We start from the raw sequence: 15,842 nt of genomic DNA, 5'->3' as shown, positions 1-15,842 counted from the left end.
CGGCGGCGGTCGGGAATAGGCTCGCCCTATCCGACACAAACGCCTCGATCGGAGGTCCCCAATGTCCGATGTGAAACCCATCCCCGACGGATATCCGGCGGTATCGCCGGGCCTGGCGATCGACGGCGCCGCGGCCGCGATCGATTTCTACAAGCAGGTGTTCGGCGCGGCGGAGCGAATGCGCATGCCGCGCCCCGACGGCAAGATCGCGCACTGCGAGCTCACCCTCGGCGATTCGGTCATCATGCTCGGCGACCCCGCGCCGGAGATGGAATTCCTCGACCCCAAGACGGTCGGCGGCACACCCGTCAACATCTACGTCTACGTCGAGGACGCCGACGCGGCCTTCACGGCCGCCATCGCCGGTGGCGCCAAGGAACTCTCGCCGATGACCACCCAGTTCTACGGTGACCGCAGCGGCGCGTTCGAAGACCCGTGGGGACACCGTTGGACGGTGGCCACGCACGTGGAGGACATCTCCCCTGAGGAGATGGACCGACGCATGGCGGAGATGTTCGGCGACGACTGACGTCAGCCGGCGACGACCGAATCACCCTCCACCCGAACGACTCTGGATGCCAGCGGGCGATGGGCCGGTCCGGCTACGACGGAGCCGTCCAAGCCGAACTTGCTGCCGTGACAGCGGCAGTTGACGGTGCCGCCGGTCACCTCGCCGACCCGGCAGCCCGCGTGCGTGCAGGTGCTGTCCAGACCGACGAAGACGCCCGCGCTCGGCTGGGTGACCACCGTGTCACCGGCGATCACGCCGCCGCCGACGGGTACGTCGGCGGTCTTGGCGAGGACCGTCGGGCCGCCGGACCGCGCCGCGGACGCCGGAGCGGACGCCGCCGTGTCGTCACCGGAGGCGCCGCACGCCGCGAGCGCGGTGGCGGCAAGCGCCCCGGCTCCGACCACCACCGTGCGGCGGTCCAGTAGTAGATGGTCGTTATCGCAAGCGCGCTTCATGCGGATCTCCTCGACTTCCAGCCACGGCGGCGCCGAGCCGAACCCGCCCGAACCGCCGCTCGCACTGACCACGTCACCGGCCCCCGGGCGGTTCACTCGCCAACGCGCGGCGATGCTACGACCGCGGGTCGACGGCGCGCAGGTGTCGGCCAGGTCCGGGTTCCAGTGGACCCGCTTCGGTCGAAGGATGAACCCTGTCGCCGGACGGACTGTGTAACGGGCGGGCCGGTCGCAGGGCGGGCCGGTCGGCGGCGGACCCGATCCCCCTCACGGACCGGGTACGCCGCCGCGCGCCGGGTCAGCCGCGGGCGATGGCCTCGAAGACTTTGGGGTCGACGAGGGTGGAGGTGTCGCCGAGTTCGCGGCCTTCGGCGACGTCGCGCAGCAGGCGGCGCATGATTTTGCCGCTGCGGGTTTTGGGGAGTTCGGGGACGACGTGGATTTCGCGTGGTTTGGCGATGGGGCTGATTTCGCGGGCGACTTCGGCTTTGAGTTCGTCGATGAGTGCTTGGCCTGTGTCTTTGGCTTCGGCGGTGAGGATGACGAAGGCGACGATGCCTTGGCCGGTGGTGGGGTCGGTGGCGCCGACGACGGCGGCTTCGGCGACGCCGGAGTGTCCGACGAGGGCGGATTCGACTTCGGCGGTGGAGATGCGGTGGCCGGAGACGTTCATGACGTCGTCGACCCGACCGAGCACCCAGAGCGCACCGTCCTCGTCCACCTTCGCGCCGTCACCGGCGAAGTACCAGCCCTCGGAAGCGAAACGAGCCCAATAGGTTTCGCGGAATCGCTCCATGTCGCCCCAGATGCCGCGCAGCATCGACGGCCACGGCTGGTCCAGCACGAGGAGTCCAGAGCGGCCGCGCTCGAGGCCGGTGCCGTCGTCGTCGACGACTTGGGCGGAGATGCCGGGCAGGGGGGTCATCGCGGCGCCGGGTTTGGCGGCGGTGACGCCGGGCAGCGGCGAGATCATGATCGCGCCGGTCTCGGTCTGCCACCAGGTGTCCACGATCGGAGTCCGATTGCCGCCGATCACCTCCCGGTACCACCGCCACGCCTCGGGATTGATCGGCTCGCCGACCGAGCCGAGGAGTCGCAGCGAGGAGAGGTCGTGTGCGTCGGGGATCTCGCGGCCCCATTTCATGAAGGTGCGCACCAGGGTCGGGGCGGTGTAATAGATGGTGACGCCGTACTTTTCGATGATCTCGAAGTGCCGGTGCTCGGTGGGCGAGTTGGGGGTGCCTTCGTAGACGACCTGGGTTGCGCGGTTGGACAGCGGTCCGTAGACGATGTAGCTGTGGCCGGTGACCCAGCCGATGTCGGCGGTGCACCAGTAGACGTCTTGTCCGGGTTTGTGGTCGAAGACGTAGTGGTGGGTGTAGGAGGCTTGGGTGAGGTAGCCGCCGGAGGTGTGCAGGATGCCCTTGGGTTTTCCGGTGGTGCCCGAGGTGTAGAGGATGAACAGCGGGTGCTCGGCGTCGAAGGGCTGTGCCTCGTGCTCGGGGGAAGCGGCCTCGACGGTCTCGTGCCACCACAGATCGCGACCTTCGGTCCACGGCACCTCGATGCCCGTCCGCCGCACCACGAGCACGTGTTCCGCGCTGGACTTCCCGTCGGCGAGCGCCTCGTCGACCGCGGCCTTGAGCGGTGCGGCGGCCCCGCGTCGCCACTGTCCGTCGGTCGTGATCACCAGTCGCGCACCCGCGTCGTCGACGCGCTGGCGCAGGGCGGTGGGGGAGAAGCCCGCGAACACCACCGAGTGGGTCAGCCCGAGGCGGGCGCAGGCGAGCATCGAGACGATCGCCTCGGGCACCATCGGCATGTAGATGGCCACCCGGTCGCCCGCCTCGAGCCCGAGCTCGGTCAGGTAGTTGGCGGCCTGGGACACCTCGTCGAGCAACTGCCGGTAGGTGATGTCGCGCGAGTCACCAGGTTCGCCTTCCCAGTGGATGGCGACCTGATCGCCGTGTCCGTCGAGGACGTGGCGGTCCACGCAGTTGTAGGCGACGTTGAGCTGTCCATCGACGAACCATTTGGCCACCGGCGCGTCGCTCCAGTCCAGCACCCGGTTCCATGTCCGATGCCAGTGCAGTCGCTCGGCCTGTTCGGCCCAGAACGCGTCGCGGTCCTCGGCGGCCGCCCGATACAGCGAGGCGTCGGCGTTCGCGGCGGCGGCGAACTCGGCGCCGGGCGGGTAGGACACGGGGACAGCGGTGCCGGGTTCGGTGGTGGCGCTGGTCAAGTCACATCTCCAATCGAAAAAGCCTGAGCGGCAACGGGAACAGGTGTCGGGTCCCGGTGTTGCCGGGACCCGACGGGCGCCGCGCCGTTGCGGCGAGTCCTGCGGCGGTCCCGGCGTCGGCCGGGACCGGGAAGGTCAGTGCACGACCGCCTTCTCCGCGCCCACTCCGGTGAGCGAGCGAACCTCCATCTCGGCGGCCTTCGCTGGGTTCTCCTGTGTCCGGCCGCCCACCAGGGTGCCGATCACGCCGAGCGCGAAAGCCATTGGGATGGAGACGATTCCGGGGTTCGACAGCGGGAACCAGTCGAAATCCGAGCCGGGCAGCATGGCGCTCTTGCTGCCAGACACGGCGGGCGAGAACACGATGAGCACGATGGTCGAGATCAGGCCGCCGTACATGCTCCACAGCGCGCCGGTGGTGTTGAAACGCCGCCAGAACAGCGAGTACACGATCGTCGGCAGATTCGCCGCCGCGGCGACCGCGAAGGCCAGCGCCACCAGGAACGCGATGTTCTGCCCGTTGGCCAGGATGCCGAGGCCGATGGCGAGCACACCGATCACCACCGCGGTGATCCGCGAAACCCGCACCTGCGCCGACTCGTCCGCGTTGCCCCGCTTGAGCACGCTGCCGTAGATGTCGTGCGCGAACGAGGCCGCCGCGGTGATGGTGAGGCCCGCGACCACCGCGAGGATGGTGGCGAACGCGACCGCGGAGATGATGCCGAGCAGCAGCACACCGCCGAGTTCGAAGGCCAGCAGCGGCGCCGCCGAGTTCTGGCCGCCCGCCGCGGCGAGGATGCGATCCGGACCGACGATCGCGGCCGCTCCGTAGCCGAGCACCAGCGTGAACAGGTAGAACGCGCCGATCAGGGCGATCGCCCAGACCACCGAGCGCCGGGCCTCCTTGGCGGTCGGCACGGTGTAGAAGCGCATCAGCACGTGCGGCAGACCCGCGGTGCCGAGCACGAGGGCAAGGCCGAGCGAGACGAAGTTCAGCTTGGAGGTCTCGTTCGCGCCGTACTGCGCGCCGGGGGCGAGCACGTCACGCGAGGCGACGGCCTTGTTGGTGGAGTCGGAGACCATCTGCTGCGCCGAGCCGAGGATGTCGGAGAAGTTGAAACCGAACTTGGCCAGCACCATCACCGTCATCAGCGCGGCGCCGGTGATGAGCAGCACCGCCTTGATGATCTGCACCCACGTGGTGCCCTTCATGCCGCCGACCAGCACGTAGACGATCATCAGCACGCCGACCACGGCGATCACCACCGACTGCCCGGCGCGGTCGTCGATGTCGAGCAGCAGCGCGACAAGGCCGCCCGCGCCCGCCATCTGGGCCAGCAGGTAGAACAGCGAGACGGTCAGCGTGGACAGCGCGGCGGCGGTGCGCACCGGCCGTTCCCGCAGCCGGAAGCTCAGCACGTCGGCCATGGTGAATTTGCCGGTGTTCCTGAGCATCTCGGCGACCATCAGCAGCGCGACCAGCCAGGCCACCAGGAATCCGATGGAGTACAGGAAGCCGTCGTAGCCGTAGACGGCGATGGCGCCCGCGATGCCGAGAAAGCTTGCCGCCGAAAGGTAGTCGCCCGCGATGGCGATGCCGTTCTGCGGGCCGGAGAAGCCGCGTCCGCCGGTGAAGTAGTCCGCGGCGCTGGCGTTGTCGCGGCTGGCCCTGATCACCACGACCATGGTGACGGCCACGAACAGGCCGAAGATGGCGATGTTCGCGACGGGGTTGCCGACCGTGTCGGCGGCAAGGTACTGCGTTGTCATGCCCGCTCACCCTCCAGGTAGACGCGGATGGCCGCGGCGCGCGGATCCAGTTCCTTGTTGGCGAAGCGGACGTAGAGCGCGGTGATCACGAAGGTGGACACGAACTGGCCGAGACCGAGCAGCAACCCGACGTTGATGTCGCCGAAGACCTTGCTCGCCATGAAGTCGTGCGCGTACGCGCCGAGCAGCACGTAGCTCAGGTACCAGACCAGGAACAGCGCCGTCATCGGGAACACGAAGCGGCGCAGCCGGTTGCGCAGCTCCTGGAATTGCGGACTGGCCTGTACGGCCGCGAAGTCCTCGGCGCTCGGCGTGCGCGGTGGCTTGGTGCCGTCGAGGTCGATACTTGTCATCGGAGCGTCCTAGCTTGTGACGTGGATTACTGGGGTGAAGGTAGACCGCGCCGAGCCCCGATATGTCTTGTGGCGCAGGTCACTCTGTGAAGGCTGGGATCTGTGCGGTGAGCGGTCGGCTCGGTGCGACGAACGGTCGGCGGCCGAGCGGCCTCGACGTCAGCTCGCGCGCAGTCCGCGCTCGCGGTCGGCGCCCATGCCGAGCCGTTCCGGCGCGTGCATGCGCACGAAGATCCGCCGCACCGTGCGTGGGGCCTGGCCGCGCGTCAGCTTGCTCACCACGATCATCGTCAGGAAGGCCAGCGGCACGCTGATCGCAGCGGGGTAACCGAGGATCGCGGCGAGCCAGCCGTCGGCCACCGCCTCGGACGCGCCGCCGAGCACCGACACCGCCGTCGCCCCGCCCGCGACCAGACCGCCCGCGATCAGGCCCGCTCCGGCGCCCTTCGCGGTGAGCCCGCGCCACCAGATGCCGAGCACCAGCAGCGGACACAGCGTCGACGCGGCCACCGAGAAGGCCAGCGCGACCGTGCGGGACAGGTCGAGCGAGGCGACCGTCAGAGACAGCGCGAGCGGCACGGCGCCCGCCGCTAGCGCCGCCATCCGGAAGTCCCTGATCCGGCCGCGCAGCATGTCCGTGCTGAGCACGCCCGCGATGCTGACGAGTAGCCCCGAGGACGTGGAGAGGAACGCGGCGATGGCGCCCGCCGCGGCCAGCGCCGCGAGCAGCTGCCCCGGCAATCCGCCGAGCACCGAACCGGGCAGCAACAGCACCGCCGCGTCGGAGGTTCCGGTGATCAGCAACTGCGGCACATAGAGCCGCGCGAACACCCCGAGCAGGATCGGGAACAGGTAGAACGTGCCGACCAGGCCGATGACGGCGAGCGCGGTGGCGCGCGCGGCCCGGCCGTCGGGATTGGTGTAGAAGCGCACCAGCACGTGCGGCAAACCCATGGTGCCGAGGAAGGTGGCGATGATCAGCGAATACACCTGGTAGGTCGGGTGCGTACCGCCGAAGCCGCCGCCGGGCGAGAGCCAGCTGGCGCCGTCGGCGGGCGCCCCCGCCACCACCGGTACCGCGGAACCGGATTCGAGCACCATCTCGGTGCCCGCGGCCAGCTCGTGCTCGCCGGGCGACAACGCCACCGGGCCGTCGACCCGGCGGCCGTCCACCGTGCCGGTGATCGAAACCTGTTGTCCGACACCGACCTGCACCACCACGTCGGTGGTGACGTCGACGGTGGTGCGCTCGGTGACGATCGGCGGCGCGGCTGTGCCGAGTTCGCGGTCCTGGGCCAGGAAATGACCGAGCAGCACAAGGGCGGGCAGCGCGACCGCGGTGAACTTCAGCCAGTACTGGAACGCCTGGACCAGCGTGATCGACCGCATGCCGCCGCCGGTGACATTGGCGATCACGATGACGCCGACCGCGACGGCGCCGACCCAGCTGGGCACGCCGAGCAGAATCCGCAGCGTCAACCCGGCCCCCTGAAATTGCGGGATCAGATACACCGCGCACACCAGCACGACCACGACCGCGGCGAGCCTGCGCAAACGCACCGAGCCGAGCCGGAATTCGGCGAAGTCCGGCACCGTGTAGGCCCCCGAGCGGCGCAGCGGGGCGGCGACGAAGAGCAGCAGCGCCAGATAGCCCGCGGTGAATCCGACCGGATACCACAGCGCGTCCGCGCCGTACTTGGCGATCAGCCCCGCGACGCCGAGAAACGAGGCGGCCGAGAGGTATTCGCCGGAGATCGCCGCGGCGTTCCAGCCGGGGCCGACGCTGCGCGAGGCGACGAGGAAATCGGAGGTGGTGCGCGCCAGCCGCACACCGTAGGCGCCGATGGCTACGGTGGCGAACGCGGCGAGCAGCAGCGCCGCGAGGGTCAGGGCGGGCGCGCCCACGTCAGTCCCCGGCCAGGTCGAGGAAGTCCTCCTCGTTGCGTTCGGACAGTCGGACGTACAGACGCCCGACGACGTACAGCGCGGGGAACACCGCGACACCGAGCAGCAGCCAGGGCAGCCGCACGCCGAGCACGACGGCCGAGGCGAGCGCGTCGATTCCGAGCAGCAGCGGAATCGCGCCGAGCACCAGCACCGTGACCACCGCGAGCCGCAGCGCGAGGCCGAGTTGGGCGCGAATCAGACCGCCGATCAAGGCTTCCCCGATCTCGGTCTGCTCGGCCACCTCCACGCGGGTGCGCACCCGTCGCGCGCCGCGCCGCTCAGCGAGCACCACCCGCTGGCGCGCGGGCCGCTGCGGGCCGGTCACCGGGTCGTCCAGTTGTGCCGCGGCCCGTGCACCAGTCGCTGCTTGAGCTCGCGCACCTGGCGGCGGCTGACCGGCAGCTCCACCGCCGCCGCGCTGCCCTCGGCGCGCAGGCACACCACCGTGCCGCTGCCCACCGTGCGCAAGCCAGTCACCATCCGCAGCGCCACCAGGTAGGAGCGGTGCACGCGCAGGAAACCGGCGTTCTCCCAGCGGGATTCGAGTGCGGTGAGCGGGATGCGCACCAGGTGCGAGCCCGCGCTGGTGTGCAGCCTCGCGTAGTCGCCGTCCGCCTCGACCCAGCTGACGCTGGAGCGATGCACAAGGGTGGTGACACCGCCGAGTTCGACGGGAATCACCTCGTTCGGGTCGGTGCGCGGCGCGGCGGGCGGCGGGGGAGTGGCGCGCGTCTGGGTGATGCGCCGCACCGCCTCGGCAAGGCGCGCCTCGCGCAGCGGTTTGAGCAGGTAGTCCACCGCGCCGAGATCGAAGGCGCTCACCGCCCGGTCGTCGTGCGCGGTCACGAACACCACCGCGGGCGGGTTGGCGAACTCGGAGAGGATGCCAGCCAGCTCCATGCCGTCGAGCCCTGGCATGTTGATGTCGAGGAAGACGGCGTCCACCGGATGGGTGCGCAGTACCCGCAGCGCGCTGGTCGCCTCGCCCGCGGTGTGGATCTCGCCGACGCCGCGCTGGGTGCGCAGCAGATACACCAGCTCGTCCAGAGCGGGCTTCTCGTCATCCACGGCGAGCACGCGCAGCGGGCTCGCCGAGTCATCGGTGTTCTGCGTCACAACCGCTCCATCGTAAGGGCACGGTGATCGGCGCCGTTTCGGATACCCCGACCGCGTCAGGCGCGCACGCCGGGGCGGAACTTCGGCACCCGCAGACTGACCTTGGTGCCCGCGCCGGGCGCGGTCTCGACGATCAACCCGTAGTCGTTGCCGAAGGCCGCGCGCAGCCGGTCGTCCACGTTCGCCAGCCCCACGTGCGCGGATTCGCCGGAACCCGCGGGGCCGGAACCCGTTTCGACCGCGTCGAGCGCGCCGGAGCGCAGCAGATCGGGGTCCATGCCCGCGCCGTCGTCCTCGACGCTGATCAGGCAGTCGGTGCCCGCGTCGGTGGCCACGATGGCGATGGTGCCGCCGCCCTGCCTGCCCGCGATGCCGTGCCGCACCGCGTTCTCCACCAGCGGTTGCAGTGCGAGGAAGGGCAGTACCACGCCGAGCACCTCCGGCGCGATGCGCAGCCGCACCTGGAGCGCGTCGCCGAAACGGGCCCGTTCCAGCGCGAGATAGCGCTCGATGTTGCGCAGTTCGTCCGACAGCACGGTGAATTCCCCCGCGGCCCGGAAGGAGTAGCGGGTGAAGTCGGCGAACTCGAGGATGAGCTCCCTTGCCCGATCCGGATCGGTGCGCACGAACGACGCGATGGTGTTGAGCGCGTTGTAGATGAAGTGCGGGCTGATCTGGGCGCGCAGCGCGCGCACCTCGGCGCGGTCCAGCCGGGCGCGCGACGCGTCGAGGTCGGCGAGTTCCAGCTGGCCGCAAGCGTAGCGGGCCACCTCGGCGAGCGCGCCGAGCAGCCCCGGTCCCGGCTTGCCGTTGGTGACCACGCCGAGCGCGCCCGCCGCGCCGCTGTGTTCGATCAGCAACGGCTGCGCCACGAGCGTCCGCGCGCCGTGCTCGCCCTGCCCTGGACCGGCGACCAGCACCGGTCGTTCGCTCGCGGTCGCCCGCCGCGCCGCGTCGGCGAAGACCTCGGCGAGATCGGCATGGGGTCCGTCCCAGGCGAGCACCTCGCCGTCGGGGTCGGCGACGCCGAGTGCGTCCGCGCCGGTCAGCGCGCGCAAATGGGGCGCGGCCTCCCGCGCGGACTGCTCGGTGAGCCCGCGGCGCAGCGGCACGGCCGCCAGCGAGGCGGTGTGCAGCGCCGAGTGCACGGCGCGTTCGGCGGGTGTGGTGACCACCCGCCGCGTGCGCAGCCACACCAACAGCGCGCCGCCCGCCACCAGCGTCGCCGTGACGACGGCGACCACTGTCGCGGTCACCGGACCACGGTCAGGAATCGCCCGATCATGGTCCGATTATGGACGCGCCGCCGCGGGCGCGGGTCAGCCCTTGGAGACCGCGAACTGGATCGTGCCGGGCTGCGGCATGTGCGCCGCACCGACCGTGATCGTCGCGGTGAACTTCCCGACGCCGGGGCTGAAGATCGCCGACTTGCCGTCGTTCATCCAGAAGCCGGGACCGTTGGGCGTCTGGGTGACCTTCCCCGTCTCGCCGGTCTCGGTATTGCGCCAGTTCAGCGTCACCGGGACGCTACACGGCCCGACGCCCCACATGTTCGAGGCGACGGTGAAGGCCGCGGACTGCGGGTACGCGTCGCCGTTGACGGAGGCGTCGATCTGCGCGACGCATGCTCCGGTGGTCAGCGCGTAGATGGTGGTGAACTCGCCGCCGTTGGCCACGGCGGGTGCCGCGGTGACGGCGAGCGCGGCCGCGGAGAGCGCGGCGGCCGCGGGGACTGTCTTGACTAGCGTGCTGGTCAGCTTGGTGGTCATTCGACACCTCGTCCGAATTGTCGCGGATTTATCGACCTGCGTACGCGGATGCGAGAGTACCAAGATCGAGCCTTCGGTCCGCACGCTTTCGATCGATCTCCCCACTCGCGGGCGCGCTGTCGTTCCCGGCGGCGCGGGGCCCTTCGCGACCGGTGTTTCCGGCCGATCTGGGCGGCCGCTCGCGACGCGCCGGTGATCTTCTTCACGACGCGCCGATGATCATCCAGGCGGCGCGTGCCGGTGCGAATTCGTGTCGCAGGGGGCGCTTAGACTCGGTGCACCAACCCCCGTCGAGACCTTGGGAGGAAGGACTGTCTTGGCCGAGTCCGGATCGTTCGTTCACCTGCACAACCACACCGAGTACTCCATGCTCGACGGCGCGGCCAAGATCTCTCCGCTGTTCACCGAGGCGAAGCGACTCGGGATGACGGCGGTCGGCATGACCGACCACGGCAACATGTACGGCGCTTCCGAGTTCTACAACTCCGCCAAGAAACACGACATCAAGCCGATCATCGGCATCGAGGCCTACATCGCGCCCGGTTCCCGGTTCGACACCAAGCGCGTGCAGTGGGGCGATCCGAGCCAGAAGGGCGACGACGTCTCGGGTTCGGGCGCATACACCCACATGACGATGGTCGCCGAGACCGCGACCGGCCTGCGCAACCTGTTCAAGCTCTCCTCGCTGGCCTCCATCGAAGGACAGCTCGGCAAGTGGGCGCGCATGGACGAGGAGATCATCGCCCAGTACGCCGAGGGCATCATCGCGACCACCGGCTGCCCGTCCGGCGAGGTCCAGACCCGGCTGCGCCTCGGCCACGACCGCGAGGCGCTCGAGGCAGCGGCCAAGTGGCAGGAGATCTTCGGCAAGGACAACTTCTTCCTCGAGGTGATGGATCACGGTCTGTCCATCGAGCGACGGGTCCGCGAGGGGCTGCTGAACATCGGCAAGCAGCTGGGCATTCCGCCGCTGGCCACCAACGACTGCCACTACGTGACCAAGGATCAGTCGGCCAACCACGAGGCGCTGCTGTGCGTGCAGACCGGCAAGACGCTCTCGGACCCGACCCGGTTCAAGTTCGACGGTGACGGCTACTACCTGAAGTCGGCCACCGAGATGCGCGCCCTGTGGGACGCGGAAGTGCCTGGCGCGTGCGACAACTCGGTGCTCATCGGCGAGCGCGTGCAGTCCTACGACGACGTGTGGAACTTCAAGGACCGCATGCCGGTGTTCCCGGTGCCGGAGGGCGAGACCCAGGACTCGTGGCTGCGCAAAGAGGTGGACCGCGGGCTGGCCCGCCGGTTTCCCGACGGCGTGCCGCAGGAGTACTACGACCGCGCCTACTTCGAGCTCGACGTCATCCGGCAGAAGGGCTTTCCCGCCTACTTCCTCGTCGTCGGCGACCTCGTCAAACACGCGCGGGAGGTCGGCATCCGCGTCGGTCCCGGTCGTGGTTCGGCGGCCGGTTCGCTGGTCGCGTACGCGCTCGGCATCACCAATATCGACCCGATTCCGCACGGCCTGCTGTTCGAGCGGTTCCTGAACCCCGAGCGGCCCTCCGCGCCCGATATCGATATCGACTTCGATGATCGCCGCCGCGGTGAGATGGTCCGGTACGCCACCGAGAAGTGGGGCACCGACCGGGTCGCCCAGGTGATCACGTTCGGCACCATCAAAACCAAGGCCGCCATCAAGGACTCGGCGCGAGTTCAGTTCGGCCAGCCCGGTTTCGCCATCGCCGACCAGATCTCCAAGGCGCTGCCGCCGCCGATCATGGCCAAGGACATCCCGCTCTCGGGCATCATGGACCCCGATCACGAGCGGTACAAGGAGGCCGCCGAGGTCCGCGAACTCATCGGCAACAACCCCGATGTCGCCAAGATCTACGAGACCGCCCGCGGCCTGGAAGGCCTGATCCGCAACGCGGGCGTGCACGCCTGCGCGGTGATCATGTCCTCCGAGCCGCTGATGGACGCGATCCCGGTGTGGCGCCGCCCCCAGGACGGCGCGATCATCACCGGATGGGACTACCCGTCCTGCGAGGCCATCGGCCTGCTGAAAATGGACTTCCTCGGTCTGCGCAACCTCACCGTCATCGGTGACGCGCTGGACAACATCAAGGCCAACCGCGGCATCGACCTGGACATGGACAACCTGCCGCTGGACGATCCCGCCACCTACGAATTGCTCTCGCGCGGCGACACTCTCGGCGTCTTCCAGCTCGACGGCGGGCCGATGCGCGACCTGCTGCGCCGCATGCAGCCCACCGGGTTCAACGACATCGTCGCCGTGCTCGCGCTGTACCGCCCCGGCCCGATGGGCATGAACGCGCACAACGACTACGCCGACCGCAAGAACGGGCGCCAGCCGATCAAGCCGATCCACCCGGAGCTCGAGGAACCGCTCAAGGACATCCTCGCCGAGACCTACGGTCTGATCGTCTACCAAGAGCAGATCATGTTCATCGCCCAGAAGGTCGCCTCCTACTCCATGGGCAAGGCCGACGCGCTGCGCAAGGCCATGGGTAAGAAGAAGCTCGAGGTGCTGGAGGCCGAGTACAAGGGCTTCCACGAGGGCATGACCGCGAACGGGTTCTCCGAGGGCGCGGTGAAAGCGCTGTGGGACACCATCCTTCCGTTCGCCGGCTACGCGTTCAACAAGTCGCACGCGGCGGGCTACGGCCTGGTCTCCTTCTGGACCGCCTACCTCAAGGCCAACTACCCGGCCGAGTACATGGCGGGCCTGCTCACCTCCGTCGGTGACGACAAAGACAAGGCGGCGGTCTACCTGTCGGACTGCCGCAGGCTCGGCATCACGGTGCTGCCGCCGGACGTCAACGAGTCCGAGCAGAACTTCGCCTCGGTCGGCAAGGACATCCGCTTCGGCCTCGGCGCGGTGCGCAACGTCGGCGCGAACGTGGTGGCCTCGATCATCCAGGCGCGCAAGGAGAAGTCGAAGTTCACCGATTTCTCCGACTACCTGAACAAGATCGACGCCGTCGCCTGCACCAAGAAGGTCACCGAATCCCTCATCAAGGCGGGTGCTTTCGACTCCCTCGGGCATCCGCGCAAGGGGCTGATGCTGATCCACTCCGACGCCATCGACGCGGTGATGACCACCAAGAAGGCCGAGGCCATCGGACAATTCGACCTGTTCGGCGGCATGGACGCCGACGAGTCGGTGGCCTCGGTGTTCAATGTCGCTGTGCCGGACGAGGAATGGGAGTCCAAGCACAAGCTGGCGCTGGAACGGGAGATGCTCGGCCTCTACGTCTCCGGGCATCCGCTCAACGGCGTGGAGCACGTGCTCGCCGCGCAGGCAGACACCCCGATCCCCACCATCCTCGAAGGCGACGTGAAGGACGGTGCGCAGGTCACCATCGGCGGCATCCTCGCCTCGGTGAACCGGCGCATCAACAAGAACGGCCTGGCCTGGGCGTCGGCCCAGCTCGAGGACCTGACCGGTGGCATCGAGGTGCTGTTCTTCCCGCAGGCGTACTCGGTGTACGGCGCCGATGTCGTGGAGGACGCGGTGGTGCTTGTGAAGGCGCGCGTCTCGGTGCGCGACGACCGAATCTCGTTGATCGCCAACGACCTCGCCGTCCCCGACCTGTCCTCCATCGGGGTCGCCAAACCGCTCGCGGTCACCATCTCCACCCGGATGTGCACCCCGGACAAGATCAGCGAACTCAAGCGCGTCCTCTCCCGCCACCCCGGCACCTCCGACGTCCACGTCCGCCACGTCGGCGCCCGCGACAAGACCACCCTGCTCAAACTCGACGACAGCCTGCGCGTCTCCCCCTCCTCGGCTCTCTTCGGCGACCTCAAGGCCCTCCTCGGGCCCAGCTGCCTGGCGAGTTGAGTGGCGTTGATCGCGCCGGTCGCCCGAGGCTTCGGTTGGCGCGGAAAGGGACTGCCGCCGGATCTTGGTGGCAGTCCCTTTGTGCGACGTTGATCGTTCAGCCCAGCTTGCTGCCCGACATCACGCCGAGAACATTGGCCGCGTCGGCGATGTGGAGGTTATTGAGCGAGCCGTCCACGAGGCCCCTGGTGAGCGGCGTCGCGGGTGCTCCGGCTTCTTTGATGCCGCTGACGGTATAGGTGGCGATGATGTTGCCTTGCGGGTCGAGTACCAGCAGACTGTGCGGAATCTGCCTGCCGTCGGTGGCGACCAGGGTGGGGATTCCGTCGGTGTGAGTGCGAACACCGACCGGTTCGCGTCGAGGCCGTTTGCCAGGCGCTCTAACCGCGTCTTCAGCCGACCACAAGCCGGCGTGGGAACACTTGGCGGCGTTCGATATTCCCCTCTCACCACAGGACAACGATCATGGCAACGATCCTCCGCCCTTTCCGTGCCGCACTCCTCGCGCTCACCGCTCTGACGGCCACCCTCGTGTTCGCCGTCGCCGGCGCGGGCGCCGCGCAGGCGGGGGTGTACGCGGAAATCAGGTTCGCGCCGGGTACCAGCGAGGCGACGCTGGACGGAGCGGTCGTTCGCGGCGACGCCGACAGCTACCTGCTCGAGGCGCGCGGCGGGCAGTCGCTCTACACCGCGATCGTCGCGCTGGAGGACAACGTGAACTTCAGCATCTCCGCCCCGGACGGCCTGGTGCTGGTGGTCGAGGAGACCGCGACCGAGATCGTGCTGCCCTATGACGGCCTGTACCGCGTGCTCGTCGCGCCGACCCGCGGCAACGCCAGCTACACGCTGCACGTCGAAATCCACTGACGTAGCTTCGGCCGTGCGCGGTCCGTCGATTTCCTCGACGGGCCGCGCACAGCTGTGTCGCCGGGCTGATCGGCGCTGCCAGACCGAGTTGTCCACAGTCCGCACACGGCGGGAGCGAAGGGGGAGGTGCGCACGGCGGGCGCTGCCGGACGGAGTCCGTCGACAGCCGCGCACGGCCGGAGCGAAGGCGGATGTACGCACGGCGGGCGCTGCCGGACGGAGTCCGTCCACAGTCCGCGCACGGCCGGAGCGCAGGCGGAGGTACGCCTACGCGGAGACCCCGACGCCCAGTGTCAGTGCGGCGAGGAACTTCGGTCCCTCGCCGTAGAACACGTCCAGCTCGCGGATCTCGAACCCGGCGGCCCGTACCAAGCCGAGGATGTCGCGGTCGAGGTTGCACCCGCCCGCGACCTTCTTCTGGATCGGATTGAGCCGGTGCTGCCAGGTCTGGACCTTGGCGTCCGGCGCGAGCCCGTGCTCGACGAAGTGGAATGTCCCACCGGGCACCAGCACCCGGCGAACCTCCGCGAGCGCGGTCGCCACATCGGGAATGGTGCACATCGTCCAGGTCGACAGCGCGGAGTCGAAGGTGTTGTCCGGGAAGGGTAGCGACTGGCCGTCCAGCCCGGCCCGCTCGATCGGCACCGTCGCCCGTTCCAGGCGCTTGCCCGCCAGTTTCCAGCCAAGATCCGCCGGTTCCACCGCGCTGATCGACCGCACGGTGTCCGGATAGAACGGCACGTTGAGCCCGGAGCCGAAGCCGATCTCCACCACCCGGCCGTGCAGACCGGCGCACGCCCGCTGCCGCTGCGGTTCGTTGACCCGCAGGCCGCAGGCGAACTCCACCAGCCGGGGCACGACCTGATTCTCGTACAGTCCCACCCGTTCACTCTCGCAGCCCGAGTGCGACTGCGCCAGTGCGCACGAGGGTCGCAGCGCTGGTGCGCAGG

General features: G+C 69.1%; 14 protein-coding genes. 3 read left to right on the top strand and 11 right to left on the bottom strand.

Annotated features, from left to right (window positions below):
• The first annotated feature begins 61 nt into the window (after positions 1–61).
• Positions 62–529, top strand: a complete 468-nt coding sequence (locus tag NAM01S_RS15405) for a VOC family protein (RefSeq protein ID WP_067785674.1) — start codon at positions 62–64, stop codon at positions 527–529.
• Positions 530–531: 2 nt separating this feature from the next.
• On the opposite strand, the gene NAM01S_RS15400 is transcribed toward NAM01S_RS15405, so the two are convergent.
• From NAM01S_RS15400 to NAM01S_RS15360, 9 genes are all read right to left on the bottom strand, one after another.
• Complete coding sequence (locus NAM01S_RS15400; protein ID WP_067786141.1) at positions 532–966, bottom strand: Rieske (2Fe-2S) protein; 435 nt, start codon at positions 964–966, stop codon at positions 532–534.
• Between the two features lie 298 nt (positions 967–1,264).
• Positions 1,265–3,208 carry an acetate--CoA ligase gene (gene acs, locus NAM01S_RS15395; RefSeq protein WP_067785671.1) on the bottom strand — a complete coding sequence of 648 codons (1,944 nt, stop codon included), beginning with the start codon at positions 3,206–3,208 and terminating at the stop codon, positions 1,265–1,267.
• A gap of 135 nt (positions 3,209–3,343) precedes the next feature.
• The gene (locus tag NAM01S_RS15390) at positions 3,344–4,978 is read right to left on the bottom strand and encodes a monocarboxylic acid transporter (protein ID WP_067785668.1); all 1,635 of its coding nucleotides are present in this window, start codon (positions 4,976–4,978) and stop codon (positions 3,344–3,346) included.
• Positions 4,975–5,331, bottom strand: a complete 357-nt coding sequence (locus tag NAM01S_RS15385) for a DUF485 domain-containing protein (RefSeq protein WP_067785665.1) — start codon at positions 5,329–5,331, stop codon at positions 4,975–4,977. Before NAM01S_RS15385 ends, NAM01S_RS15390 begins: the two co-directional genes overlap by 4 nt.
• A gap of 159 nt (positions 5,332–5,490) precedes the next feature.
• On the bottom strand, positions 5,491–7,236 hold the full coding sequence (locus tag NAM01S_RS15380) for a sodium/solute symporter (RefSeq protein WP_067785662.1): 1,746 nt from the start codon (positions 7,234–7,236) through the stop codon (positions 5,491–5,493).
• Between the two features lies 1 nt (position 7,237).
• The gene (locus NAM01S_RS15375; protein WP_067785659.1) at positions 7,238–7,603 is read right to left on the bottom strand and encodes a hypothetical protein; all 366 of its coding nucleotides are present in this window, start codon (positions 7,601–7,603) and stop codon (positions 7,238–7,240) included.
• Positions 7,600–8,394: a LytR/AlgR family response regulator transcription factor gene (locus NAM01S_RS15370; protein ID WP_067785656.1), complete on the bottom strand. Its 795-nt coding sequence runs from the start codon at positions 8,392–8,394 to the stop codon at positions 7,600–7,602. The genes NAM01S_RS15375 and NAM01S_RS15370 overlap by 4 nt, the downstream gene beginning before the upstream one ends.
• A 56-nt stretch (positions 8,395–8,450) precedes the next feature.
• Positions 8,451–9,650, bottom strand: coding sequence for a sensor histidine kinase (locus tag NAM01S_RS15365; RefSeq protein WP_067785653.1), 1,200 nt, complete (start codon positions 9,648–9,650; stop codon positions 8,451–8,453).
• Positions 9,651–9,713: 63 nt separating this feature from the next.
• Positions 9,714–10,163, bottom strand: coding sequence for a hypothetical protein (locus tag NAM01S_RS15360; RefSeq protein ID WP_067785650.1), 450 nt, complete (start codon positions 10,161–10,163; stop codon positions 9,714–9,716).
• Positions 10,164–10,479: 316 nt separating this feature from the next.
• On the opposite strand from NAM01S_RS15360, the gene dnaE reads away from it, so the two are divergent.
• Complete coding sequence (gene dnaE, locus NAM01S_RS15355) at positions 10,480–14,025, top strand: DNA polymerase III subunit alpha (RefSeq protein WP_084482968.1); 3,546 nt, start codon at positions 10,480–10,482, stop codon at positions 14,023–14,025.
• A gap of 97 nt (positions 14,026–14,122) precedes the next feature.
• On the opposite strand, the gene NAM01S_RS15350 is transcribed toward dnaE, so the two are convergent.
• Positions 14,123–14,431, bottom strand: coding sequence for an NHL repeat-containing protein (locus NAM01S_RS15350; RefSeq protein ID WP_067785647.1), 309 nt, complete (start codon positions 14,429–14,431; stop codon positions 14,123–14,125).
• Between the two features lie 59 nt (positions 14,432–14,490).
• Between NAM01S_RS15350 and NAM01S_RS15345 the strand changes: the two genes are divergently transcribed.
• Positions 14,491–14,892: a hypothetical protein gene (locus NAM01S_RS15345; RefSeq protein WP_067785644.1), complete on the top strand. Its 402-nt coding sequence runs from the start codon at positions 14,491–14,493 to the stop codon at positions 14,890–14,892.
• A 267-nt stretch (positions 14,893–15,159) separates the two neighbouring features.
• On the opposite strand, the gene NAM01S_RS15340 is transcribed toward NAM01S_RS15345, so the two are convergent.
• On the bottom strand, positions 15,160–15,774 hold the full coding sequence (locus NAM01S_RS15340) for a class I SAM-dependent methyltransferase (protein ID WP_067785641.1): 615 nt from the start codon (positions 15,772–15,774) through the stop codon (positions 15,160–15,162).
• Positions 15,775–15,842 lie beyond the last annotated feature (68 nt).

It is taken from the genome of Nocardia amikacinitolerans NBRC 108937, assembly GCF_001612615.1.
GTDB lineage: Bacteria > Actinomycetota > Actinomycetes > Mycobacteriales > Mycobacteriaceae > Nocardia > Nocardia amikacinitolerans.
The sequence above is the reverse complement of the archived record's forward strand: the minus strand, read 5'-3'. Positions and strand labels throughout refer to the sequence as shown.